This is a genomic window from Brevibacillus sp. HD3.3A, assembly GCF_013284375.2.
Classification (GTDB): domain Bacteria; phylum Bacillota; class Bacilli; order Brevibacillales; family Brevibacillaceae; genus Brevibacillus; species Brevibacillus parabrevis.
In genome coordinates, this window is record NZ_CP085874.1 from 5,849,110 (window position 1) to 5,875,065 (window position 25,956).

The window sequence follows — 25,956 nt, forward strand, 5'->3', positions numbered from 1 at the left end:
CTATTAAGAAATTTGTAAGAGATTTCTATGCTGTTTTGTCAAAGCTTTTCGTTAAGATAAAAACATGAATGCATTCATAAGGTGGGAAAACAATGGCGAACTATCATGTCCTCGTAGTCGACGACGAGGCAGAGATCAGAGATGCGATCGAAATCTATCTCAAAAACGAGTCTCTGATTGTGCATCAAGCGAGCAATGGTCTAGAAGCATTGGATATTTTGGAACGGGAAGAGATTCATCTCATTCTTTTGGACATTATGATGCCTCAGATGGACGGAATTACGGCAACTTTTAAAATCCGGCAGGACAAAAATATCCCGATCATCATGCTTTCTGCCAAATCGGAGGACACCGACAAAGTTCTGGGCTTGAACATCGGGGCCGACGACTATGTGACCAAGCCTTTTCATCCGTTGGAGCTGGTGGCGCGGGTCAAGTCCCAACTCAGGCGTTATACCAATCTCGGCAATTACAAGGCAACCGAAGACGAGATTCAGGTGCGTGGATTGTCGCTGAACAAAAGTACGAAGTCCGTCGCTGTAGATGGCACCGAAGTCCGCTTGACCGCTACCGAATACAAGATTTTGGAGCTGCTGATGGAAAACAAGGGCCGGGTCTTTTCCATTGAGGAAATTTACGAACGCGTCTGGCGAGAGCCATATTTGAATGCAGAAAACACGGTTGCTGTTCACGTCAGGCGCATTCGGGAAAAAATCGAGATCAACCCGAAAGAACCGAAATATTTGAAGGTGGTATGGGGAATTGGATACAAGATCGAAAAATAGCCGCTTCACGCTGCCAGCGCTGCTCGCCCTGGTTGTCAGCGTCGCGCTTCTCGTACTGATTATGGCGGATATTTACCGCAACCGCGAATATTTGCAACGGGACAACTACTTCCAGAGCGAAAGCTTCAATAGCGAAGTCAGACTGTTTGTAGGTCTGGTGAAAACGGTTCATGTCGACTTTGCCGACTATGAACGCAAGACGCCAGAACAAAAGCTGGGGAAAGCAGCCGTAGAGCAGTTCCAGCAAGACCGCAACAATGCTTATCAAGAGATCAGGCAGCGGTATGCTGACATGCACCCCGACGATGCTGCAGCGAAAAAGTCCGAGATGATCCGCGAGCTTGACGAAGCAACAGCCGAATGGGATGCGAAATTCAAACAAATGGTCGCGGAAAAAGATGCGGAGTACGAAGAACGGAAAAACAGCCTTGCCCTTCGCAACCCATCGTTCCACTACTATGTCAACGACTACAAGACAGGGAAAATTTACTCCAATAGCCACACGCCAACGGATGCAGAATTAAGCGAGAATGCCCGCTACGTAATCCGCTTTCCGGAAAACTCAGATCAAAGGTACGGCGATTTTGCCGACATTAACCGCATGTATCAACTGAATCAATGGTCCGGCACTTTTTTTGTTCCGAAAATTCCTGATGGCTACAGCCAAGTACATGCAGATGCTGCCTACTTCGATGCCAAAAGGGATCGGCTGCGCGGAGAAGTCGTCCTGTTGATCGTGACATTGCTCTCTACCGCTGTCCTTTGCTGGTTTTTGCACCGGAACAAAGGCATTGAGCAACCGATTGTCGGCAAAACGCTGAGACTGTTCCGGCGTATCCCGCTCGATATCCGCATCCTCTTGCTGTTTCCGCTAGGCGCTACTTACCTGGCTATGATTTTCAGTCTGCGCTTCTTCTTTTTGCCGGTGGATGTCGAGCATTTCTTCACTCTCGGATTCATGTCTTTGTTTACCGCCTATTGGCTGCTGCAAGTTCTGGAAGCATGGCATATGTATCAGCAACCTGAGTCTCTTTCGCAACAGTGGCAAAGAAGCCTGTTTGCCCGACTGAAACTTGTTCTGCGTGAAAGCTACGCGCACAAAGGCTTGTTCTTCAAGTCTTCCCTGTTGTTCATTTTGACTGTCGGATTCGGCATGAGCGCAGCACTCGGCCTCGTCTCCATCGCGAAAGGCTCGGAAGAGTTGTTCGTGCTCAGTTTTCTGTACGGCTTGTTCTACCTGGCAACCGTCGTTCCGTACATTTTTCGCCGTTTGGCACTCATGAACCGCATCATGCGCGGAGCTTCCGAGATGTCAGCGGGAAATATGCAGGCCACGATTGAAAAAATCCATAAAGGGAGCCTCTCCGATCTCGCGCACTCGCTCAACAACATCAAGCTGGGCTTAAAACACGCGCTGGAAGAACAAATGAAGAGCGAGCGCATGAAGACGGAGCTGATTACCAACGTCTCGCACGATTTGAAAACGCCGCTCACCTCGATTATCAACTACGTGGACCTGTTGAAACGGGATAACCTGTCGGCGGAAGAGATCAAGAGCTACGTCGATGTGCTGGACCGAAAAGCGGGCCGTTTGCGAGTGCTGATTGATGACCTGTTCGATGCCGCGAAAATGTCCAGCGGAGCTGTCGAGCTGCACATTGAGCAAGTAAACCTCTCGGCACTGCTCAACCAGGCGATCGCAGAGTTCAGCGAAAAGATCGAGCAATCCTCTCTCAAGTTTCGCGTCCAAACCGAGCAGCCGAAAATCATGGCTCCGCTCGATGGCAAAAAAACATGGCGCGTTTTCGAGAATCTGATTGGCAACGCCTTGAAGTATTCCATGCCGAATACGCGCGTCTTGATTGATTTGATCGAAAAACAGGATGAAGTCGTGCTGACCTTCAAAAACGTCTCGGCCTACGAAATCGACTTCGATGCCCAGGAACTGTTTGAACGATTCAAACGCGCCGATCAGTCCCGCCATACGGAAGGTTCCGGACTGGGGCTGGCGATTGCCAAAAGCATCGTGGAGCTGCAAGGCGGAAAGCTGTTGCTGGAAATCGATGGCGATTACTTCAAAGTAACGGTCGTGTTTCGAAAAAGCCTCTGATCGATAAAAATCCGTTGCCCGAACATGAAAAAGCCAATGCCCGCACTGTCAGGCATTGGCTTTGCGATTTTTTATACGGCAAAGTTCCGCTGAAACAGCGACTGCAAAGCCGACGCTGTCTCCTGCTCGTCGATGCCCTCCACCTCAAACGTCATTTCATCGCCGGTCTTCGCCCCCAGCGCCATGACGCTCAAGATGCTTTTGCCGTTGGCCTGCTTGTCATTGTAAATCATTTTGACCGACGAGCGGTATTGATTGAGCAAGTTGACCAGTACAGAAGCCGGACGGGCATGAAGGCCGCCGCTTACGGTGATTTCTACATTAAATCGGACCATTTCACACCTCCTTTTCTGCATCGTGTATGCCGAAAAATTTCTGGATGACGGCCGCCACCCCATGTTGATCGTTCGTGTCTGTCACATGTCGTGCCAGCCGCTTGACTTCGTCTGGAGCATTGCCCATGGCGACGCCCATCCCGACAAATTGCAACATTTCCAAGTCGTTGTAATTGTCGCCGACAGCCACAATTTGTTCCGGACTGATTTCCAGTCTTTTTGCCAAAAGCGCAAGCCCGCTCGCTTTGGAGATTCCCTCTGGCAATATCTCCAGATTGCGTGCACCGGAAGTCGTTACCCGAATTTCCGGCAAGTCGGTTGTCTCCAACTCTTTTCTGGCTACCGCAATCTCGCTTTCCTCGCCCATGACGAAAATTTTCGGTACGCGCACCGCATGCTCCTGGACGTGCCCGATCAAATCAGCGGAAGTCATCAGTTTGACCGGATAGCGCTCCCGCCAAAGCTGGCGCAAGGTGCGCGTGTTCACCAACGGATACAAGTCCTTCCACTTCCAGCGCCGATTGGTGAGCGTATAAGCTTCGTGCAGCAGCATGACATCCAGCTCGTACTTCGCCAAAATGTTTGTCACCGAAGCGGTCGTTTCAACAGGTATCCGACTGACGTGCAGTTCCTCGTCTGTCAGCGGATCAGCCACATACGCCCCGTCATGCGACACGAGCGGAGTGCTGATGTTCAACTGTCGGGCCAAAGCTTTCGCTGACGGATACGCCCGTCCGGTAGCCAGCGTTACGAACACGCCTCTGTCTGCAAGCCCGCTGATCGCTTGCTGCGTGACTTTTGCCATCGAATGATTCGACATCAGAATGGTCCCATCCACATCCAGGGCGAGCAGCTTGTATCTCGCGCTCTCGTTTTTTCTCTCAGCTTGTTCCACGGTTTTCCATCCTTACGTTACTGGCTTGAAAAACTGTGGCAAATGCTCTTTGTGCGCCTCCAGCATCTCGTCGAGAATTTGCTTGGCTACCACATCGGACGGCACCAAAGGATTGATCGTCATGGCGAGCAAAGCCTGGTGATAGTCACCCGTTACAGCCGCTTCCGCCGCCACTCGTTCAAACGACTTGATCTGCTGCACCAACCCGCGCACAGGCACTGGCAAATCCCCTACGGCAAGCGGGACTGGCCCTTCCCGGGTAATAACGCAGTTTACTTCCACAGCAGAGTCGTCAGGAATGCTCGCAATCGCCCCGTTGTTGCGGACGTTCACTGGCTGAATATCCCGTTTGTCGTTGTAGATCGAGTAAATCAGATTGCAGGCTGCTTCGCTGTAATAGGCACCCCCGCGCTTTTCCAGCTGCGGCGGCTTGATGTTCAGGTCAGGGTCTTCATACAGCGCGAACAGCTCCGCTTCCACCTGCTTGACCACTTCTGCCCGCGTGCCGTTTTTGCTCGCTTCCTCCTGCTCGTGCTCCAGCATGGTGCGAGTCTGGTAGTAGTAGCGGTGATACGGGCAAGGAAGAATCCCCAACGCTTTGATGAAATCTTTGTCCCAGCCAAGATCGAGAATGTTTTGCATCGTAATTCCCGATTGTTCGCCAGTCAGCTTGTCGATGATCTGCGGAGTGACGTTGTTTCCGTCCAGGTAGACTCCCAGCCCGAACACCATATGGTTCAGCCCGGCAAAGTCAATGTGTATCCGCGACTGATCGACCCCCAATATGGTCGCGACTCCCATTTTCATCCCGATGGGCACATTGCACAGCCCGATTACTTTCTTCCGGTTCGTGTATCGCAGAACAGCTTCCGTCACCATGCCAGCCGGATTGGTGAAATTAATCAGCCAGGCATCCGGGCACAGCTCTTCCATATCGCGGCAAATGTCCATGATGACCGGAATCGTGCGCAGCCCTTTGAACAGTCCGCCAGGCCCATTCGTCTCCTGACCGATGACCCCGTACTTCAGCGGAATGCGCTCATCCTTGATTCGGGCGTCCAGCAGCCCCACGCGCATTTGCGTTGTGACGAAATCCGCGCCCGCGAGCGCTTTGCGCCGATCCAGCGTCAGATGCACCTTCATAGGTACTCCGGCCTTTTCCACCATCCGCTTCGCCAGAGCACCGACGATTTGCAGCTTCTTCTCACCCTCGGGAATATCGACGAGCCACAGTTCGCGTACAGGCAACTCGTCGTATCGTTTGATCAGACCTTCCACAAGCTCTGGCGTATAGCTCGATCCCCCACCGATCGTTACGATTTTGATTCCGCTCACACTCCCGCCTCCTTTGCCGCGTGGACATGGCTGTACAGCTCGACAAACTCGCTGGCCAAATCCTTGATCGTCATCGCATTCATCAAATGATCCTGCGCATGGATCAACAGCATGCTGATCTCCGGTTTCTCACCCGCAATCTCCTTTTGGATAAAAGTCGTTTGGTGGTGATGGGCCCGGCTCAGCTCTTCGCCAGCTCGTTTCAGCGCATCTTGTGCGCCCGCCATGTCTTTGTTTTTCGCCAGTGCGATTGCTTCCATCGCCAGGCTTCTCGCGTTCCCTCCGTGTAAAATCAGCTGAAAAATAACGTCTGTATGGTCCAAATAGATCTCCACCTATCCGAGTTCTTTAAATGTCACGAGCTGTATCTGCCGTGTTTGCACGTACTCTTTTATCTCTTTTGCCGTTAAAATTTGCAGCTCCCGTGTACGCGGCAGCGCGTATGAACTGCCTGTCAAAATCGCTTCATCCAAATATGCGGGATGGGTCATCATCTCGGCCACAGAGCAGTCCGCCAGCTCCTCGACAATATCGAAGAAAGTTTGAACAGACAGGTCGTCTCCGTAAAAGCGGTGGGAAAAGCCTTCCGTGGTCAGCACATCCGGCTGCTTCTCCCTTTTCCCTGCTTGAAACCCCCACGGATTGCGCACCGGAAGCCGATATTCTTGTGCCAGGCGCAAAACGATCGGCAAAATCGCTGCATGAGCATGGACGTGATGATGACTGTCGATGTGCGTCGGGGTAAGTCCCGTCGCCAAATACTTTTCGATTTGGCTGCGCAGCTCCCTTTCTACATCCTCCGGCGACGTCGTGCCCAAATAGTCGTATCCACGGTGAAACCGCCCATGCTCATCTGTCAGGGATGGTACATCGTGGCTGACTGGAGCGCCACAGGTGAGCACCAGATGGATGCCCACCCCGAGTGTCGGCGTTTCCCTGGCCAATTGTACCGCGTGTTCGAAACCGCCCATGTTCACCATGGTCGTTGTAGAGGTGACGACGCCCGCCCGGTGCGCCTCGATGATCCCCAGATTCACCCCTTTCGAATAACCGAAATCGTCCGCATTCACAATCAGCTTCATAAAGCGCCTCTCCTCTGGTAAATTACAAGTTTACGGCTTGGTTCGAAGCGGCATTCGCCTGCTCCTCGCTCACCTTTTGTTTATCCCACAAGCGGAAGAACGGATAGTAAATCACCAACGCAATGACGAAATTCACAAGCTGGAGGACGCTGCCCGAGATTTTCCCGCCGGAAGCCAAATAGCCGCTAATAATGACAGGAGTCGTCCAGGGAACTGCCACGCCGCTTGGCTTTGCTACCCAGCCCAGTGACATCGCCACATAGCTGACAATGACCAGCACAACGGGCGCAAGAATAAACGGAATAATCAGAATCGGATTCATGACGATCGGCATCCCGAAAGTGACAGGCTCATTGATGTTAAACAAGCCTGGACCGATGGAAAGTCGGCTAATGTTTTTCATTTGCTCGCTGCGCGCACGGAACAGCATGAGCACCACGAGCGCTAAGGTCGCACCTGAGCCGCCCGCGTACACCCATAGATCAAAAAATTGGGTGGTGATGATGTTCGGCAAATCTCCATTCGGGTCCGCCTGGAACGCCGCCCGGTTTTGATCCATCAAAGTGAGCCAGATCGGGCTCATGATTCCGCCGACAATCGCCGCTCCATGCAGACCGAGCGCCCAGAGCAGATGGACGAGCAACACGCAGACAATCGCTCCAATCAAGCTGCTGCCCAATGCACTCAGCGGGCCGACCAGCAAATCTTTCACGATGTTGTGGATGCTTTCAAACGAAGTATTTTCAATGAGGATGCGCAAGAGCCAGACGACCAGAAGCACGGCCGAAGCAGGGATCAAAGCGACAAAGGAGCGGGAGACAGCGGGAGGCACACCATCGGGCATCGACAGGACGATTTTCTTTTGAATGATCTTGCGGTAAATCTCGGTGGACAGCACCGCCAACAGCATCGCCACGAACAGCCCCTGGCTTCCCATCAAGGCGACCGGGATCACTCCGCCTACCTCTTGGGCTGCTGTAGCTCCCTCAGGGGTAAACATCGTCTTGTACGGGGTCGCGAGCAAGAAGGCAGCGACAGAAATCGCACCTGCCGACAGCGGATCAACCTTGTACTTTTCAGCCAATCGGTACGCTACTCCGAAGCTGACGATGAGCGCCATGATGTCAAACGTGGCATTCACCGGATACAAAAGCTTGGTTCGCCACAAGTCGCCAAACAGCCCAACCATGAACTCGTTGTAACCAGGGATAGGTATGAAGCCGATAATGAGAAAAAGAGACCCGATAATCAGCAAAGGCATGGTGAGAATGATCCCGTCACGAATTGCCTGCAAATGCTTCTGCTCCGCGATCCTGCCCGCCACAGGCATCACGCGGGCCTCCAGAAAAGAATTGAACCCTGCCATACGCATCCCCCTCTACTGTTTTAGACGAAGAGCAAATTCCAGCACGTTCTTCCCGTTCAGAGAACCGTAGTCAACCGTACGGATTACATCGACTGGAATCCCTCTTTCTTCCCCTACTTTTTTCATTTCCGCCAGCTTGTAGCGCACCTGAGGCCCCAGCAGGAGTACCTCGGCTTGGTCAATATGACTTTTTACGTCATCTGCTGATACCGCCCAGATTTTCACTTCCAGCCCTTTTTCCCGTGCAGCCTGCTCCATTTTTTGTACCAGCAAGCTCGTTGACATCCCAGCTGCGCAGCATAGCAAGATATTCAATATAACTTCCTCCCCTCAGTTGGTTATGTCCTTTTTCTATAGCAAGTCGCGTGCCAAAACACCTTGTTTGTATGCGCTTTCACCAAAAAGGGCACCGTTGTCGCATTTTAAGAGTCGCAAAGTCAGCTTGCGCCAAAAGTGTTTGAATGAAAGCGCTATAGTGTTTGGGAAACAGGGACAATTTGGCAAAAAATAAAACACTAGCTACACCAGTGTTTTATTGTGTATGAAGAAATTCATGACGAAACAGACATCGTCCTCACTAAAAGTCACGTCGTATTTGTCTGCCAACGGCTGCAACTCATGGCGGATCAGGTTGTGCAGCGTGCGATTGCCCGCTAAAAATACGGCTTTGTCTGTATACGCGATGGAATGCTCTCCTGCTTTCAGCCGATCGACGAGACAACAAATGTGCAAATAGGCTCCGATTCTCGTATCAAAAGTAAGCGTGTTGCCCAGTCTTTCTTCCATGCGGGTCACACACGTCCTGACGTCATCGAGAATGTCCTGCCCTTTTACCATTTTCAGATGTTCTTTGAGCGATTGTTTCATTTTCACGTACGCTTCTTCCAGGTCGATCAGCTGCTGGATATCGGACAGCGCCTCGCCGTTCATCACATCATCCATGCTGTAGCAGCGCAAGCCGCGATCGAGCATGTAATTGCTCACGACGCACAAAACGGTCCGTTCTTCCTTGATTTTTTTCAGCCGACTTTTGGCCTGTGCTTTGTCCAGCAGTTGCAGCGGCACAAATTCCAACAGCTTTTCGTCATAGCGCAGCCGCGATTCCAGCAGTTGTTTTAAAAATAGCGCGCTGCCCTCGCCCGACAGGCAGGCTGCTACAATCGTCAAAGCTGGCGACAGCTTGGCTGGCGGCTCCTTGGGCAGCTCCTCGCGATGCAGCATCGATATGCTGACGACATCGCGGTACACATCCTCCAAAGAATGTCCGAGCATGGCCTTGCGCGTCGCTTCGATGACGTGCGGGGTGCTCACCATCGGCACTACCTTTACCGGGATTCCCAGTTCCTTTTCGATCATTTCCCCAAAACCGAGCAGCGAGCCCATATCGACGAGCAAAAGCAGGCCGGATGCGCTGCCGATGTCCCGCGCTGTCTTGATCGCCTGCTCCAGCACAAGCATGGAGTCTTCTTCCAGCGGCAAGTCAATTGCCCGCGCGTATTGGGTGACAAGCAACCGATTGGTCACATCGACCATGGCTGTCGCGCCTCCGCTGCCGTGTGTAATGACAAGCACGCCCACCGTTTCCCGCTCCTCTTGCATGCTCTCGTCATCCAGCACGAAAAACATGGTGAGGTAGCCCGCTTCGCCAATCGGCAAGTCCATGAGCAAAGCTTCCTCGATCATCCGCACGCATTCCAATGCTACAGCGAACTCTTTTTTGTACTTGAGCCGCACGCTGTTGATATGCGGATGGACGATCTGCTTCCCTTGCGACAATCGCTCCTTTGACGTCTGGATGTGCAGCGCCAGCCCGAAGATTACTTTTTGGCTCAAAATTTTCTCCAGCTTCGCTTCCGCATAGCGCACGATGTCTTCGACCAGGTGGATAATGATCGGATCAATGATACGTGCCATATCTCCTTTGTTGATTCGCTGATGAACCCCTTTGATAAAAGTCGTGAAGTAGTTTTCTATGTCAAATTCCAGCTCTTCTTCGCTGACGCCCTGATTTTGCAGCTCGTATATTTTCTGCTCGATCTTTTCATAGACGCTGTTGGCAGCATCCTCCTGCTCGCCGCCAAACCAGATGCTTTCCTCGGAGGGCTGCACGACAAAACATTTGTGCTCGGTGCCAATCAGCTCGTCCAGCTCCTGCCTGTAGTCTTTTGCCATGAGCAGTCCCTGCTTGACGTGATGGGGCACATCCTGAATGGAGATGTGCAAAACATGCTTTTTCAGGGAGATATACTCGGCATAAGCGCTGGCGCAGGTCAGCTGGATGTCGGTCTTCAGTTGTCCGATGTTGTTGGGGCAGTGATAGCAAAGAAACGCCTGCAACACGCTCGCTGATATTTGAATCTCCCGGCCCAAGCGAAACGCTTCTTCACGGAAAATTTCCATGACGAGCCCGAGACGCTCCTCCATCCCCCGCTCCAGCAATGAGGGGAGCTTGATCACCATCGGTATGCGGCGCATGAACGTCTTGAGCAAGCTCGACTCCGGATTTTCGGTCGTCGCCATGACGATTTGCACCTGAGCCGTACGTTCCACTTCCGTCTCGCCGACCCGCCGGAACGTCCCTTTGTCCATGAAGGTAAAAAAGATTTCCTGGCCTTCCGCTGGCAGCCGATGAACCTCATCGAGAAACAGAATGCCGCCGTCCGCTTTTTCTACCAGGCCTTTGCGATCCATTTCCGCTCCGGTGTACGCGCCCTTTTTGACTCCGAACAATTGGCTGATCAAAAGCTGCGGATTGTTGGCGTAGTCAGCGCAGTTAAAGACGATGAAGGGCGCCCCCTTGTCCAGACGGCCGATATCTACAGCAAACTCGTGAATCATGCCCGCAAACCACGACTTGCCCACTCCCGTCTCCCCGAGAATCAGACAATGCATGCCGCGCGGCGGATACAGCACAGCCGCTTTGGCCTGCTCGATGCGCGTAATCAGGCTTTTGTTTTTCTTCGCCAGCCTGTCCAATGCGGTTTGCGCCAGGTAGAGCGAATCCTTCGCCTGTTTGACATAAAACAGGGTAGGACGCCCCTCCTCCTTTTCGATGCGGCCTTCCTTCCACAAACGGTTCAAATCACTGCTTACGTTGGCGCGGCTAAGACCCAGCAGCTCAGCCAGCTCGCTTGCACTGAGCTTTGTATCAGGACCTGAATCAAGCAGCTTCTGGTAAATGAAATCCACTCGTTTCATTGCGATCACCTGCCTCACAACTTGTCCGTTTTCATTTCAACAACATTTTGGAAAAACCTGCTTACCCATGAATATGATGGATGTACATGCCTCATCACGAAAAAACAGCCACCCTTCCAAACAGACAGGGTGGCTGTGTACAGTCGCTATACATTGACTTGCTGAATCGCTTTTCTCATGTCCAGCGTGTTGGCATTCAGGACAGCAGAAGCATCGTAGACTTGTTTCATCATCTCTAGCTGCCTGTTCGTCATCGTCCGAATCTGTTCCGTCTGCTCGCTCACACCGGAAGCGATGTGCGCAATGCTGTTGACCGTAGCCGCTACTTCCTCAGACCCGGCAGACAGCTGCTCTGTCGTGACGGATACTTCCTGCACCTGCTCACTGACCAGCATGAACGCCTTGACCGCATGCAAAAACGATCGCTCTGCTTCAGTCGACAACTCTACGCCCTCTTTGATCTCTGTCGTGACCGTCTCCATCTCGACACTGATTTTCTCCGAGTCTTTTCCGATGTTGCCCAACAAAGCAGTGATTTGCTGGACAGAAGCGGCCGAGGCATTCGCCAGCTTGCCTACCTCCTGCGCCACAATCGTAAAGCCAAGTCCGTGTTCGCCCGCTCTCGCCGCTTCAATCGAGGCGTTCAGCGCGAGAATTTTCGTCTGCTCCGTGAAGCCTTGGATCGTGCCTAGCACATGCTCGATTTCCTGCGAATACGCTTTCAATTTTTTGGCGATCTCATAAGTCTGCTCAGCCGAAAGCGAAATGTCTTGCATCTGCTGGCTCATCCGTTTCATTGCCGCGTCACCGGATTGGGCGATTTCCAAAGCGTGAATGGAAGCATCGGACACCGTAGCGGAAGATTCAGCGATCCGCGCTATGCCAAGTGCAATCTCTTCAATCGCATTCGCACTGTCGTCCGCGCTTTTCTTTTGCGCGTGCGCTCCGTCGTAAATGACTTTGACGCTGTCATTCATGCTCTCTCCCATCTCCAGCATCTCATCGGCACTCACTGCCAGTTCTTTCGATGAGAGGACCAAATGATCGGACGTCTTGTCCATATTCACTACCAGTCCGCGAACCCGGCTGTGCAGATGTTCGGACATCGTCAGCATAGACTGATAGACGGTGCCGATTTCATCCACGGACTTTACCGGAGAGGAACGCAAAATGACTCCGGCTGCCGCCAGATCGCCCTCGGCCAGCTTCTCCGCGCTCTCCTTGACGACATGCAACGGACGCAATGCCCGCTGGACAAACCAGACAATCGCGAGCACAGCCGCGAACATGACAACGAGCATCAGGATGTAGATCGGAACGCTTTTCCACAGCACGTTGGTCGCCAACTGCTCGTACACCTTTACATCGGTATCAATCCCCAACGCCCCGAGCACTGCACCGCTTTTGTCTTTGACAGGAACATACGCCGATATGTAAGTCCCGTACTCCGGATTTTCGATAATGGGCGAGCTTGCCTTGTTCCCCGCCATAATCGCCTTCACAGCATCTGGGGGCATATCTGTCACTTCATCAATCGGAGAAGCAGCCGGATCGTTGGGCGGACGTCCATCAATCATAATTTTCGGCACTTGATTCTCATCAAATCGTACGAAGTAGACGTAAATCGCTCCGATTTGTGTGCGGAACACATCCAGCTCCTGTCTAAGCTCCCAGTACAGGTCCGTTTCCTTCGGCTGCTTCAGAAAATCAGCATACTGCTCCGGCTTCATTTGAGCAGCATAGCTTTCTGCAATGCGCATGTTGTAATTGTTGATTCCTTCTTCAACCGCATCTCTCGTCTGCACAATCTGCGTGGCAATGTTTCCCGCAGCGACCAGAACCAAGACGGAGATGATGACACACAAAATACGAACAATCAGATGCTTTTTCATAAATGACATCATTCGTCTGCTTCTCCTCCGCGTCTCATGATCAATAAAAATGAGTTCTGTATGACTATCTGCATGAATACCATCATAGGCGATTTTTGGAATCAGGAACAGAGCATATAGTTCAAAATACCCATATCTGTCACAATTTTTTCACTCTTCCCCGCAGATCGTCTCTGTTCGCTTTTCATGGACAGTTGATTAATTTTCGTTTCATTCTCCGCAGGTACGATATAATGGTTTTATCATGACTGACAGGAGATCACGATTGCCATGATGGTTTTCACCTTGTTCACCATGTGGGCATTGGGCCTGCTGGCTCTGTTCACCGACCCGAAACGGACGTCGATCCGCTGGGCCTGTGCCACTGCCTTTGTCGGAGGGGCTGGCTTTCTCTCTGCGGTCATCGATGAAACGATCATGCCGCTTTGGGCGGAGATGTTCACCATGACGCCTGGTACAGAACAAACCTTGCTTTTTCTCAGCCGCCTGTCGTCTTTTATTTGTCAGGTCGGACTGCCTTATTCGTTTCTCATGTTCGCCGTGCATTCGGCGGAGTTTCTTGCGCGCAGAACCAAACTCATCACGCAGTTTGCTGCGCTCTGCTTCCCGGTCTCGATGCTTGCCATTACGCCGATCCACCCGGTTTTGGCCTTCAACTACTGGATCATGGTCGCCTGGGTCATTCCTTTTTTTCTGGTTTCGTGCACGCTGCTCATCGTACAGTACCGGAGCGAGAAAGACCCGCTGGTCAAAAAGAACAGCTTTTTCACCAACGTGCTGATTATCGTCCCGCTCTTTTTCGTCTTTATTTTTATTTACGTCATGCGCATCCAAAACGATTACGAAGCCTGGCGGTACAACATGCTCGTCGTCGCCATCCAGTTCATTCTGATTGTCGCCATCAGCCTGAAATACGGGTTCCTCGGCGTCCGGCTGCGCGTAGAAAAAAGACGCCTGGACAGCACGCTGCGTGCTCTCACATCCGGTGCGCAAATCATTAATCATACGATCAAAAACGAAGCAGGAAAAATCTCCTTGTACGCGGATCGCATCGAAACGTATGCAAAGGAAACAAACCAGCCAGGCTTACAGGAAGATGCCGTAGTGCTCCTGCAATCGTCCCAGCACATGCTGGACATGATGAACCGCATCCAAACCCAGCTGCGCGACGTGGAGCTGCAAGAGTCCCCTACTGCGCCGAGCGAAATCGTCACACAAGTCATCCACAATTTGAAGCCGTACACGGAAAAATATCAGGTTCAAGTGGAAGCCGAGCTGGATGAGAGCCTTCGTCTGCGCTGCGATGCCGTGCAGCTGCGGGAAGTGTTGACCAATCTGTGCATGAACGCGATCGAAGCGATGCGCTCCGGCGGAAAGCTCCATGTGCAGCTCTTTTTGTCCAATCGGCATCTCGTCATCGCCGTTGCGGATACGGGAACAGGCATTTCCAAAGAAAATTTGCCGCATGTCCTCGATCCGTTTTTCTCTACCAAAAGAACCGGACAAAACTTCGGGCTTGGCCTGTCTTATTGCTACAATGTCATGCAAAAACATCAAGGAATGCTGGAAATATACAGCGAGCAGGGAAAAGGCACGACCGTCTTTCTGTTCTTCCCGAAAAAACGCGTCATAACACATTGATGAAAGCAGGAAGGGGGCTATCGGCATGGAAGCCATCAAAGTATTTCTCGTAGAAGATGATCCCGTCTGGCGAAAAGGTCTGATCGATTACTTGAACAAAGAGCCGGGTCTGGCCGTGGTCGGCGAGGCAGGGACCAAAGCAGAAGCTGTGGAGCGGTTTTTGAACGCAGGCGCTGACATCGTCCTCATGGATATCAACCTGACCGAAAACAATCTCGATGGCATCGAAACGGCCATGGAGCTGATTTCCCTGCAAGCGGACTGTAAAATCATCATGCTGACGTCATTGACAGCCGAGGACGTCATCGTCGAGTCCTTTTCCGCTGGTGCCGTCAATTACATCAGCAAATCCAGCTTCAAGGAAATTCCCGAAGCGATCCGCGCTGCCCACAACCGCCAGTCGGCGATTCACCCGACCGCCGCAGCCGCTTTGCGCAACGAGTTTTTGCGCCTGAAAAACGAGGAGAACCAAAAGCTGCTTTCCCCGGCAGAAAAGGACATCCTCCAACTGATTCACCAAGGAAAAACCCAGACGCAAATCGAACAATCCTTGCACATCACCAAGCGCACGATCAAAAACCACATCAACCGCATCCTGAAAAAAATGGGCGTGAAAACGAGCAAGGAAGCGGCCTCCAAAGCCAGCCAAAAGAAGCTGTTCTAGGTCTTATTACCAGGTACCAATGAATGTTGGTACTTTTTTTACTTCCCCCACTCCTTACAATGAAAACATAAAGCAACGCCATTATTCCTTGTAAAGGTGTGGTCCACATGGTCCTCATTCATTCCTTCCTGAAAATGATTTTAATGCTGTGGTTTCGACCTCGCGTTCACGGACTAAACAAAATCGATCTGACGCAGCCGTCTCTGATCATTCCCAATCACGTCTCCCTGCTGGACGCGGTGCTCCTGTCGTTCTGTTTGCCAAAAGGAGCGACCTTCGTCGTCAACACGGAGATCGCCAAGCGCTTCGCCTTCTTCCTGCGCTTCCGCAAGCACATCGCCATCGATCCGCTGAACCCTTACTCGATCCGCCATATGCTGCGGGTGATCCGCAAAGGGGAGACGCTGGTGATCTTTCCGGAAGGCCGCATCACGACGACTGGCGGCCTGATGAAAATTTACAGCGGCGTAGGCTACCTCGCCATGAGAACGGGCGCGACTGTTTATCCGATCGCGATCAACGGACTGGAGCGCTCGATCTTCTCCTATCTGAAAGGCAAGCTGCGTCTCCAACTGTTTCCACTCGTCACTATGACCGTAGGCACCCCGTTCACCATCGCACGCGAAGAAAACCGTTCGATGCGCGAGCAAAAAGCAGCAGCCAATGACCTGATCCTCCGTACGTTGCAAGATGAAATTTTTCAAAGCCGAATGAAGCAAAATGTAAACCTGTTCGATGAAACGATTGCAGCCGCGCGCCTTAACGGATCAAAAATGGAAATCGCCAAAGACTTGACCACAGCGATCAACTATCGCACGTTGCTGATCGGAAGCTACTTGCTCGGCAAAAAATTGCAGCAGCCGCTGACGGGAAAACCAGTGGTCGGCGTGTTCCTCCCGAACTCGGTCGGTCACCTGATTACGTTGCTGTCCTTGTTTTCGATCGGAAAAACGCCTGCGATCCTGAACTTTTCGCTCGGCATCCGCTCGCTTCTGGACTGCTGCGAGACGGCTCATATCGACACGATCCTGACATCGCGCGCCTTCATCGAAAAAGGCAAGCTGGATCACATCATCGCTGGCCTGTCGCCGAGCATGCAAGTGATTTATCTCGAAGATTTGAAAGCATCGGCGACCGCTTTTGACAAACTGGCTGCCTTTGGCTCCTATCTGACTGGCAAAAAAGCGGCGCACGGCGCCAATGAGCTGATCCTGTTCACTTCCGGCAGCGAAAGCAAGCCAAAAGGCGTCGTGCTGACGCACACCAACCTGTATGCGAATATCCAGCAGGTGACCAGCATGATCGACATTACGAGCCGCGACAAGTTTTTCAATGCATTGCCGATGTTCCACAGCTTCGGCTTGACTGCCGGCACGCTTTTGCCAGTCGTCAAAGGGATTCCCGTCTACTTGTACCCTAGCCCGCTGCACTACAAGGCGATTGCGGAGCTGGTGTACGACCAGAACGCGACGATTTTGTTCGGCACCTCGACGTTTATGGCAGGCTACGGACGAATGGCGCACCCGTATAACTTTTACTCGCTACGCTATGTGTTCGCAGGAGCGGAAAAACTGAAAGACGATGTTCGCAAGCTGTGGATGGAGAAATTCGGCGTGCGGATTTTTGAAGGGTACGGGGCAACCGAAACGGCACCGATTCTCGCTCTGAACACGCCGCTGGCGAACAAACCCGGTACGGTGGGACGCTTGGTGCCTGGCATGTCGTATCGCCTGGACCCTGTTGCCGGAATCGACGCAGGCGGAGAACTGCTCGTCAAAGGCCCGAACGTCATGAAAGGCTACCTGATCCACGGAAAAGGCTTCGTTCCGGCAGAAGAGTGGTATCACACCGGAGATTTGGTGACAGCCGACCAGGAAGGTTTTCTCAGCATCCAGTCCAGACTGAAACGCTTCGCCAAGATCGGCGGCGAAATGGTCTCGCTGAATCTGATTGAAGAATTGGCGATGCAATGCTTTGGACATTCCGGCTTCGCTGCGATTACCGTCAATGATCAGCGAAAAGGCGAGCGCGTCCTGCTGTTTACGACAGACGAAAATGTGGCGCTCGGTCAACTGCGCTCGTATTTGACCGAAAAGCAATACTCGCCACTGCTCATCCCTGGCACCATGCAGTTCATCAAGACATTGCCGCTGCTCGGGAGCGGGAAAACCGATTACGTCAGTCTGAAGCAACTCGCAGAAAGTGGAGGAAACTGATGTGAAAACGCGACTACAACCATTGCAAGCTCTGTATTTCACGCAATTCCTTTCGGCTTTTGCAGACAACATGATTTTGTTTGTCATCGCCAACTTGTTGCGGGAGAACGGTTTTTCTCCCGCGATGCTCGCACTCGTATCGATTTCCTTTTTTCTGCCTTACGTATTTCTGGCTCCGCTCGTCGGACCTTTTGCCGACAAACATGCCAAATCGTTTGTCCTGGTGATCGGGAACTTGATCAAAGCACTCGGCGTCGTACTCTTGTTTGTGATCGATCATTCGAGCATTTTGCTGTTGATGCTCAGTTACTTTACGGTAGGCGTGGGAGCCGTCGTATACTCGCCTGCCAAGTACGGCATTTTGCCAGAGCTGACGCGCAATGAAAATGAGTTGTTCCAGGCCAATGCGCGCATCGAAGCGTATACGATCGTCGCCATTTTGACCGGAATCGGCGGAGGCGGAGCGATTGCCTCCACGACCGCACCGCTCTTGTCGTCGAGCATCTGTCTCGCTCTCTACTTGCTGTCACTGGGCATGACCTTTTTCATCCCGCGCATCAAAGGAAACAGCCTGATTCGATACGGTGCGGAAGCTCGCCGCTTTTTCATCGACTTCCAGCACTTGATGAACCGCCCGGAAACGAGCTTTTCTTTGATCGGCACAGGGGCGTTCTGGATGAGTTCCGCTGTCCTGCGGGTAGCTGTACTGGCCTGGATTCCCGTCGCTCTCGGGATCAATCCGCAAAGCTTCTCCGTCTCGCTGATTTTGGCTACGACTTCCATCGGCATCATCATCGGCGCGTTTCTCGCACCGAAGCTGATTCCGCTGTCCCGCTTCACGCGCTCGGTCGGTTACGGCTTCGGCATGTTTCTCATCATCGTGCTGTTCCCGTGGATTCACGTAATCGGCATCGCCATCTCCCTGCTGCTTTTGGTCGGGTTCATGGGAGGAGTATTCATCATTCCGATGAACACCGTCCTGCAAGAAGAAGGCAAAAAGATGGTCGGCTCCGGGAAAACCATCGCCATTCAAAATTTTATCGAGAATTTCCTGATGGCAGCCGGCTCGGGAATTTACTACCTGATTGTTTACCTCGGCGCTTCCATCTCCGCAGCGATTGTCGGCCAAGGCTTGCTGCTGCTCGTATTCCTGCTGTACCTGGTGAAGCATCGCAAGCGAATCGTCGGTTAGTCGATTAGTTCCTGAAAAAGCTGCGAAAAGAAGACCGCCTGAACAGCAAAAAGCCGTGACTGTAAGCGTCACGGCTTTTTTGGTGCGGTTCGAGACCAAGCTGCGTTATTTCTTCTGTTGCGTAGTCGTCGCAGGGGCAGCAGGGGTTGCTTGCGCTTCCTTGACCGCCGCTGCTTTTCTCGCTTCGTTCAGCAGGCGATAAAACTCGCCTTTTGTTTTCACGTTCGCGAATTTCGCTGCGTCGACTTTTGCCTTCGCTGTCAGTTCCGCGATTTCTTCTTTGGTCACCGCATCTTTGATGTTGATCGAAGCGATATTGGTGTATTTGCCGTCTTCTGTTTTCGGAACGCTCAGGACGCCAGCATTGATCAGCTCTACTACGTCTTTGCGCTCAGGAGCAGAGGTGTCGACGCCGATGATCTTCCAGTTGTTTTGCACTTTTGGCTCATATACGCCTTTTTTCACTTCTTGCAAGTACGCGATAGCGCGGTTGCGGATTGTTCCGCCTGTTTCTCCAAAAGCATCATTTGCTTTGGACGTCCACAGCTGATCGAACTTGCGTCCTTCCAGCGCGCCGCCTTTTGCTTGCAGGGCTTCCATCCGGTACGCATTCATGCCGAGCTTCAAGCTGTCCTCTGGCTTGATTGGTGTTCCGTCGAGCTTGCGCAAGTTGGTGATGCGGCTGCCGTATGGCTTGGTCAGGTCAATCTCGTATTTCACGCCGCCGAAGAAGTCGTTGGTGCTGTATTTGGAAGCGCGGCGTTTCGGGTCAAAGCTGACAGTTACGTCGCCAGGACGAGTGGAATTGAAGTAGCCTACTGCCCACTCCATGTAATCTTTCAAATCTTTTCCGGTCACTTTGTATACTGTGATTTCGCCGAATGTGTACTGATAGTTGTAGGCGATGTCTTTTTTCTTGATCGGGCCGACATCGAGCTTGGCCTTGTCGTTGTCGATCTGGTGAGCGACGACGTCTGCCTTGCTGTAGTAGAGCATCACTTCGTGGAAGAAGTCGGACAGTGGCGTCTCCTGAATTTGCACAGTCGGGATGCCTTCCACCTCGTTTTTCGGCACCAGGTTCATGCCTTTCAGCTCGGCAACAACGATGTTCGCATCTGCGCGGGCAAACTCGTGGAACGGCTTGAGCTTCGTTTCCAGCTCAGGATCGGAAACAGCCGGAGTGCCGTCAGCGCCTTTTACAGGCAAAGCAGTCGCTTCCTTGCTGGTCAGCACAACTTTGCCGTCTTTCTTTTCAAAAGTCAGATCAATGCGCGACAGGTGCGTACCGTATTTGTCCGGCTCGGAAATCAGCACACCGTTGATTTCTTCTTTTTTCACCAGTTTGTGCATGTGGCCCGCAAAAATGGCGGTCAGCTCCGGTACGGCGTTGGCGATATCAGCTACGCCTGTGCCTGGAATGCCGTTTTCGTTCTCGATGCCCATATGCATGACGCCGATCATGACGTCTACCTTGCCTTGCAGTTCTTTTACGGCTTTCTTCGTTTCTTCTACCGGATTTTTGACCACGAGGCCATCCAGATGGTCGGTGCCTTTTTCAAAATCGGTAATCATTGGCGTGTTCATGCCGATCAGACCGATTTTTACGCCTGCGCGCTCTACGATCGTATAAGCAGGCAAGAAACGCTCGCCATTTTCTTTGTAGATGTTGCCCGCGAGAACTGCCCCTTTATACTGGCCGCTGATTTTGTCCAGTACATCCAGTCCGAAGTTGAACTCGTGGTTGCCAAACGCCCAGGCGTCGTAGTTCATTTCGTTCATGGCGACCATCATCGGCGACTGCGGCTGGTCGTTGAACAGTTCAGCGGAGTTGTCTTGTATCGAATCACCTGCATCGACCAGTACGGTGTTCGGATTTTCTTTGCGAATGTCCTTGATCATGGTGAACAGTTGCGTCAGGCTGCCGTTTGTATTCGGGCCGTCGAGCGCATAATCCCATGGCATGAAGCGGCCGTGGATGTCAGATGTGCCCAACAGCGTGATTTTGGTCGGCGCTTCCGCCGCTTTTGTCGGTGCAGCGATTCCCGCCAAGGCACTGCCCAGCACCATTGTGGTCATCGCTACGCTCATCAAGCTTTTTGCCAGTAAAGCTACCTTCTTTTTCATAGTTTCCCCTCTGTTTCTCTCATTCTGTCAGATCCCGTGCGCTGGTAAAGCTTTTCGCTCCTCCTGTTCTCTATTCTAAGAAAATTTTGGCTTTCTCTCTAACTATAGCAGGCAGTGCCGGCGAATGGGACGATTTTTGCTGATTCTCCCCACAAAAAAGCCGCGACAAAAGAAGTCACGGCTTGACGGCAGCGTAGTTTTGCAAGCACTCAAGGAAGAGCTGCCCGTACTTGTCGAATTTGGATTCGCCCACACCTTTGATCTTGAGCATGGCCTGTTTGTCAGTCGGGCAAAGGCTGCTCATTTCCTTCAAAGTGCTGTCGTGGAAAATGACGTACGGCGGCACGCCTTCTTTTTGCGAGATTTCTTTGCGCAGCGTTCGCAGCTGTTCGAACAGCTCGTCATCTTCCGTGAGAGCAACCGGACGGATCGAGATTTTTTGCACGACGCGCTCTTCGCCCATCAAAACGGGCAATGCCCGCTCTCCCAGCTTGACGATCGGGTATTGGCTCTCTGTCACCTGCAAGTACCCTTCCGCGATCAGCAGCTGGATCAGGTCGGCAATTTCTTTTTCCTTGTACTCCTTCATCAGACCGTACGTGGGAAGCTGATCAAATTGGAGCTGGGTCACCTTTTTGTTTTTCGAGCCTTTGAGCACCTGTGCGACCAGTGCCGCGCCGAAGCGTTCCCGCATGCGCTTCACGCAGGAAAAGATTTTTTGCGCTTCGAGCGTGATGTCGCTCAGCTCTGTCTCATCGGTGCAGTTGTGGCAGCGGCCGCACTCCGGGGCATCGGCTTCCCCGAAATACTGCACGATATACTGCTGCAAACACCTCGGCGTCCGGCAGTAATCGACCATGGCGTAGAGCTTTTTGTACTCGTGATCCTTGCGCTCGTCCGTCAGCTGGTTTTGCTCAATGAAAAACGACTGGGTCTGAATATCCTGCGGCTGGTACAGCAAAATGCACTCGCTCGGCTCGCCGTCACGCCCGGCGCGCCCGGCCTCCTGATAGTACGCCTCCAGGTTTTTCGGCATGTTGTAATGAATGACATAGCGCACGTTGGACTTGTCGATTCCCATTCCGAACGCATTGGTGGCAACCATCGTGCGAACGTCGTCGAACAGGAAAGCTTCCTGATTGGCAGCACGCTCTTCCTCTGACAGTCCGGCGTGGTATTTGGTGACCGGAAAGCCGCGCTTTGCCAGATCGGCATGAAGGGCATCGACGTCTTTTCTCGTCGCAGCGTAAATAATTCCGGCCTGCTGTCTGTTCGCCTTCAAATAAGATTGGATGAACTCGCGGCGATTTTCCCCTTTGCGCACGGACAGGATGAGGTTGTCCCTGCCAAAGCCCGTGATGAAAAGCCGCTCGTCTGCAAGCGACAGCTGGCGCTTGATATCAGCGGTTACTTCCGGTGTCGCTGTCGCAGTCAAGGCAGCGACGATCGGACGCTCTGGCAGCGTGTCCAAAAAACGGGCGATTTCCAGATAGCTTGGGCGGAAATCATGCCCCCACTGGGAGACACAGTGCGCCTCATCGACAGCGATGAAGGAAATCGGCATATTCCGAATCAGTTGTTGAAAAGATTCCGATTCGAGCCGTTCCGGGGCAATGTAGAGCAGCTTGTATTCGCCGCGCGCAGCCATCCGCAGTCGCTCCCGCACCTCGCTGTAATCGAGCGAGCTGTTGATTTGCGTAGCGGCAATCCCCATGCTGACCAGTACGTCAACCTGATCCTTCATCAAGGAAATGAGCGGCGAGATGACGATGGTTACCCCGTCAAAAAGCATCGCCGGAACCTGGTAGCAGATTGATTTTCCCCCGCCCGTCGGCATGATGCCTACCGTGTCGTGTCCTTCCAGGAGGCTTTCGATAATTTTCTTTTGTCCCTCGCGAAATGTTTCGTAGCCAAAGTATTTTTGCAAAACTTCTTGCGCTTTATGCAGCAAAGAGAATCACCTTCTCTTTCGATAGAATAGGTCGTAGCTTTCAACTAATTATTAGTGTAAACATAGGCGTTGGGACAAAACAAGGGGAACTGTCTGCATAAAAAAGAGCACCTCGGCGGGTGCTCATGATACTGATCATCCATTTGCGTTTCATGCACTTTCCCCTGCTCTCCGTGTTCGCACCATATACTCCCATTCGTATTCCTTGAACAAAAGCAAGCTGGTCAAGCTTTGTTGCCTGGTTTGGGTGCGAAAAGACAGCTGTTCGTACAATTGCTTGGCACGCTGGTTTTTCCCGGAGACATGCAAACTGAGCTGATCCAGTTGCGGGCGGTCTTGCCATTCATTCAACGCCCATTGCATCAAAAGTTTGCCGACTCCCTTCCCCTGATGCAGCGGGTGGACAGCCACATCGGCAATATAGCACTCGCCCACTTTCAACTGATGGGTGAGACAGTACAGGCCGATAGTCAGCTTCAATAGCTGCCATTTCCCGAATGTTTTGAACTCATCCCACGGAGGAAACAGATTTTCTTGCTTCGCTTCCTCGGCGGTCTTCCATTTGAGCGAGAGCGTCCCGACAACCTCTCCGTTTTGAACGGCAACGGCTCGCTGACTTGCCGGTTCATCGGGAAAATGATGGAGCAAAATTTCAAAGCACCGCGCCAACTCACTGTCGCTCATTTTGGTTAATGGCTGAAACTTGTTGCGAAAGCTCTCAACAAGCAGACGGCTGACTGGTTGATTGTACTTCGCCTGCATCGGTTCCAGCGTGATCGGTGAGACATTCATGATGCCTGCACCTCCTTTTTACAAGTCAGCAGCGTCCAGCAGTACCCGCAGCTCGTAATGCAAGTGCTGGCCGCTGAACAAAGACAAATACGATTTTTCAATCAGCACAAGCGGTCCGGTCGCGACGAGAGATTGAGCCGCCAGATACTCGTAAAAGCGCTCGATCAACTGGTCGGTTGCCGCATCGCCATTCGCCAGCCCTTGAAAAGACAGGTATGAGCCGCCAGGCAACGTAATGTTTCCAGACTCCGGCGCTTCCAGACACAAGGACACCGTTCCCGAACCGTCGTACAAATAGTGGACGTCTGTCTCGAACAGGTTTGGCACCAGCCTGGCCTGTTCAGCGAGTTGTCTCGCCTGAATGTGTGCCTGTTCGTCCATTTCCAGCCAACGCATGAGACGGACAGGTTCGTACCGCTTTATTTGAAAGGAATCGGGCCGACTCGCAAAATCATGCTGCTCTCGCAATACTTTTTGAATGAATGCTTGCAGTTCCAAAAGCTTGCGAATTTGCGCGTTCGTTTCCAGCAACGACTGGCGGAGCAATTGCTGATATTGATCTGCGGTGAAAGCTGTCAGGCAATCCTTGATGGCAGATACGGATACCCCCAGTCTGCGCAGCAGCAAGATGTGAGACAGCTCGTAAATCTGCTCGATGCTGTACATTCTGTACTGGTTGTCATCGATATAGGCAGGCTGGAAAATGCCTTTCTCTTCAAAGTAGCGAATTTGATGCACAGACACATTCATAATGCGCGCCAGCTCGCTGATTGTGATTTCATTTTTCATGCAACACCACTCCCGGCCAGGATTACCTTAACCTTACACCTTAGGTCAGACCTAAGGTCAACGGCTTTTTGCCTGATCGGTTAATTTCTTGTGGAATGAACAGCCACGGAGCTTCTCCTGTTTTGGACACGCGGAAAAAAGGCCAGCCGCACCAGTCTGTACATGACATAACCCAAAAACCCTCCTGACGTGTTCAGCAAAAGGTCGTCGACGTCAAATGTCCCGCAACTCATGACCAGCTGAGTTGTCTCCAGCAGCAGGCTCAGCAAGAACGAGAGCCACACGACTTTTCCCATTCCGCTCGCCTTTTTGGCAAACAAAAGCGGCAGCAAAAAGCCGAACGGCATAAAAGCCACTATGTTCCCAGCAAAGTTCACCAGACTGTGCCCGCTGCGATGTTGCTGAATCGCGTGCAAATAGCTTTGGATTTCATGAAAAGGCACCAAATTGGCTCGCGTGTGAAAACGCTCCAAAATGGCTCCGGGGTCGCTACGCACAATCTCCCATTGCGCTGCCAGCAGCTCTCTGTCCAAGCTGCCGAATTTAAACAGCAATATTTTGACCACCAAAAACAAATACAGGGCGAACACGATATAGCCAACGATGGTCACCAGTCCCAGCGGGTTACCCTTTTTTTCGGTCTGACTCAAGGTCGAATCCCCTCTCCAACAACTTCTTCGTCTCCGTAAAACGAATCGCCTCATTTTCTGCGCCCATCACCACGGAGATCAAGCGTTTATCGCCTTGTTTGGCGGTTCCGGTGAAACAGTAGCCTGCCTGATCGGTGAAGCCCGTTTTCAGCCCGTCCAGTCCGAGCACGCTCATCGAATGGTCGTCTGCTTGCACCATCAGATTGGTGTTTTTCACTCTTTCTCCTGTTGTAAGCCGCACAGACGGCTGCGCGGTCAAATCCACAATCTCGGGAAAATCCCGGATCAAATAGTAAGCGAGCATTCCCACGTCTCTCGCTGTCATTTCGTTTTGTCCATAATCATAATCCAGTCCGGTCGCATTCACAAATGACGAGGCTGTCAAACCAAGCTCCGCCGCTTTCAAATTCATCTGCTCGGCAAAGGCCGGGGTGCTGCCTGCCAAATATTCGCCAATCGCCACTGCCGCATTGTTCGCTGAGCCGACTGCCATGGCTTCGTACAAGTCTTTCAACGGATAGCTGCGCCCCGGCTCAAGACTGACTCTCGCTCCCTCGGCGCTGGCAGCATTGACGGAAACAGGCACCTCGTCTTCCCACGTTACCCGCTGTTCCCGGATCGCTGCGAGCAGCAGGTACTCGGTCATCATTTTGGACATACTCGCCACCGGATATGCTGTATCGGCGTCTTGCGCATACAGGACTTCGCCTGTCTGACTATCGATCAGGATGGCTGCCCGCGCATCTACATTGGCGTCCAGCACCCGCAAATTCCCCAAGACTTGATTAAGCCGCAGGTCAGCCTCTGCGGAAATCGTATCGCGAAAAAACGCAATTCCGACCACCAGAGCCACCAACAACAGCAGCAAATTGCCTCTCCTCATAAAAAAAGCCCTCCTTGCCCACATGACACGTTCTACATCCATGCTGATAAGGATAG

At 52.3% G+C, this 25,956-nt stretch carries 21 protein-coding genes; 6 read left to right on the forward strand and 15 right to left on the reverse strand.

The genetic code is table 11. The features are described from left to right. Window positions 1-92 precede the first annotated feature (92 nt). Both HP435_RS27330 and HP435_RS27335 read left to right on the forward strand, forming a co-directional pair. Window positions 93-785: a response regulator transcription factor gene (locus HP435_RS27330; protein ID WP_122962459.1), complete on the forward strand. Its 693-nt coding sequence runs from the start codon at window positions 93-95 to the stop codon at window positions 783-785. Next, window positions 763-2,895, forward strand: a complete 2,133-nt coding sequence (locus HP435_RS27335; RefSeq protein WP_173596300.1) for a sensor histidine kinase — start codon at window positions 763-765, stop codon at window positions 2,893-2,895. The genes HP435_RS27330 and HP435_RS27335 overlap by 23 nt, the downstream gene beginning before the upstream one ends. 71 nt (window positions 2,896-2,966) lie before the next feature. Here the strand turns inward: HP435_RS27335 and HP435_RS27340 are convergent, their stop codons facing one another. The 9 genes from HP435_RS27340 to HP435_RS27380 all read right to left on the reverse strand — a co-directional run bounded on the left by HP435_RS27340 (window position 2,967) and on the right by HP435_RS27380 (window position 13,010). Further along, window positions 2,967-3,230: an HPr family phosphocarrier protein gene (locus HP435_RS27340; RefSeq protein WP_122962457.1), complete on the reverse strand. Its 264-nt coding sequence runs from the start codon at window positions 3,228-3,230 to the stop codon at window positions 2,967-2,969. A gap of 1 nt (window position 3,231) precedes the next feature. Then, complete coding sequence (locus HP435_RS27345) at window positions 3,232-4,125, reverse strand: Cof-type HAD-IIB family hydrolase (protein ID WP_229049768.1); 894 nt, start codon at window positions 4,123-4,125, stop codon at window positions 3,232-3,234. A gap of 12 nt (window positions 4,126-4,137) precedes the next feature. Then, window positions 4,138-5,460: a 6-phospho-beta-glucosidase gene (locus HP435_RS27350; RefSeq protein WP_173596299.1), complete on the reverse strand. Its 1,323-nt coding sequence runs from the start codon at window positions 5,458-5,460 to the stop codon at window positions 4,138-4,140. Beyond that, complete coding sequence (locus HP435_RS27355; RefSeq protein ID WP_122962455.1) at window positions 5,457-5,783, reverse strand: PTS sugar transporter subunit IIA; 327 nt, start codon at window positions 5,781-5,783, stop codon at window positions 5,457-5,459. Before HP435_RS27355 ends, HP435_RS27350 begins: the two co-directional genes overlap by 4 nt. Window positions 5,784-5,795: 12 nt before the next feature. Then, window positions 5,796-6,542, reverse strand: a complete 747-nt coding sequence (gene chbG, locus HP435_RS27360) for a chitin disaccharide deacetylase (RefSeq protein ID WP_173599552.1) — start codon at window positions 6,540-6,542, stop codon at window positions 5,796-5,798. A gap of 22 nt (window positions 6,543-6,564) precedes the next feature. After that, on the reverse strand, window positions 6,565-7,908 hold the full coding sequence (gene celB / locus HP435_RS27365) for a PTS cellobiose transporter subunit IIC (RefSeq protein ID WP_370641087.1): 1,344 nt from the start codon (window positions 7,906-7,908) through the stop codon (window positions 6,565-6,567). A 12-nt stretch (window positions 7,909-7,920) separates the two neighbouring features. Beyond that, window positions 7,921-8,223: a PTS sugar transporter subunit IIB gene (locus tag HP435_RS27370; RefSeq protein WP_063228821.1), complete on the reverse strand. Its 303-nt coding sequence runs from the start codon at window positions 8,221-8,223 to the stop codon at window positions 7,921-7,923. A 204-nt stretch (window positions 8,224-8,427) separates the two neighbouring features. After that, entirely contained in the window at window positions 8,428-11,106 is a 2,679-nt protein-coding gene (locus HP435_RS27375; protein ID WP_122962452.1) for a sigma-54-dependent transcriptional regulator, read from the reverse strand. 146 nt (window positions 11,107-11,252) lie between these two features. Continuing rightward, complete coding sequence (locus tag HP435_RS27380; RefSeq protein ID WP_122962451.1) at window positions 11,253-13,010, reverse strand: methyl-accepting chemotaxis protein; 1,758 nt, start codon at window positions 13,008-13,010, stop codon at window positions 11,253-11,255. 258 nt (window positions 13,011-13,268) lie between these two features. On the opposite strand from HP435_RS27380, the gene HP435_RS27385 reads away from it, so the two are divergent. From HP435_RS27385 to lplT, 4 genes are all read left to right on the forward strand, one after another. Further along, entirely contained in the window at window positions 13,269-14,639 is a 1,371-nt protein-coding gene (locus tag HP435_RS27385; RefSeq protein WP_122962450.1) for a sensor histidine kinase, read from the forward strand. A 25-nt stretch (window positions 14,640-14,664) separates the two neighbouring features. Beyond that, window positions 14,665-15,303: a response regulator gene (locus tag HP435_RS27390; protein WP_122962449.1), complete on the forward strand. Its 639-nt coding sequence runs from the start codon at window positions 14,665-14,667 to the stop codon at window positions 15,301-15,303. A 107-nt stretch (window positions 15,304-15,410) separates the two neighbouring features. Beyond that, window positions 15,411-17,519 (forward strand): AMP-binding protein, encoded by a 2,109-nt coding sequence (locus HP435_RS27395; protein ID WP_173599553.1) that lies wholly within the window; start codon window positions 15,411-15,413, stop codon window positions 17,517-17,519. Window position 17,520: 1 nt separating this feature from the next. Beyond that, window positions 17,521-18,711: a lysophospholipid transporter LplT gene (lplT, locus tag HP435_RS27400; RefSeq protein WP_122962447.1), complete on the forward strand. Its 1,191-nt coding sequence runs from the start codon at window positions 17,521-17,523 to the stop codon at window positions 18,709-18,711. A 105-nt stretch (window positions 18,712-18,816) separates the two neighbouring features. Here lplT and HP435_RS27405 read toward each other — a convergent pair whose 3' ends face one another. The 6 genes from HP435_RS27405 to HP435_RS27430 form a co-directional block, all read right to left on the reverse strand. After that, window positions 18,817-20,778, reverse strand: coding sequence for a bifunctional metallophosphatase/5'-nucleotidase (locus tag HP435_RS27405; protein WP_370641113.1), 1,962 nt, complete (start codon window positions 20,776-20,778; stop codon window positions 18,817-18,819). A 232-nt stretch (window positions 20,779-21,010) separates the two neighbouring features. Then, a complete protein-coding gene (recQ, locus tag HP435_RS27410; protein ID WP_122962445.1) occupies window positions 21,011-22,786 on the reverse strand; it encodes a DNA helicase RecQ in 1,776 nt (591 codons plus the stop codon). A gap of 150 nt (window positions 22,787-22,936) precedes the next feature. Further along, a complete protein-coding gene (locus tag HP435_RS27415) occupies window positions 22,937-23,578 on the reverse strand; it encodes a GNAT family N-acetyltransferase (RefSeq protein WP_122962444.1) in 642 nt (213 codons plus the stop codon). A gap of 18 nt (window positions 23,579-23,596) precedes the next feature. Beyond that, on the reverse strand, window positions 23,597-24,367 hold the full coding sequence (locus HP435_RS27420; protein ID WP_122962443.1) for a MerR family transcriptional regulator: 771 nt from the start codon (window positions 24,365-24,367) through the stop codon (window positions 23,597-23,599). Window positions 24,368-24,447: 80 nt separating this feature from the next. Continuing rightward, on the reverse strand, window positions 24,448-25,017 hold the full coding sequence (locus HP435_RS27425; RefSeq protein ID WP_229049769.1) for a VanZ family protein: 570 nt from the start codon (window positions 25,015-25,017) through the stop codon (window positions 24,448-24,450). Next, window positions 24,992-25,900, reverse strand: coding sequence for a D-alanyl-D-alanine carboxypeptidase family protein (locus tag HP435_RS27430; protein WP_173599556.1), 909 nt, complete (start codon window positions 25,898-25,900; stop codon window positions 24,992-24,994). The genes HP435_RS27425 and HP435_RS27430 overlap by 26 nt, the downstream gene beginning before the upstream one ends. Between the last annotated feature and the right edge of the window lie 56 nt (window positions 25,901-25,956).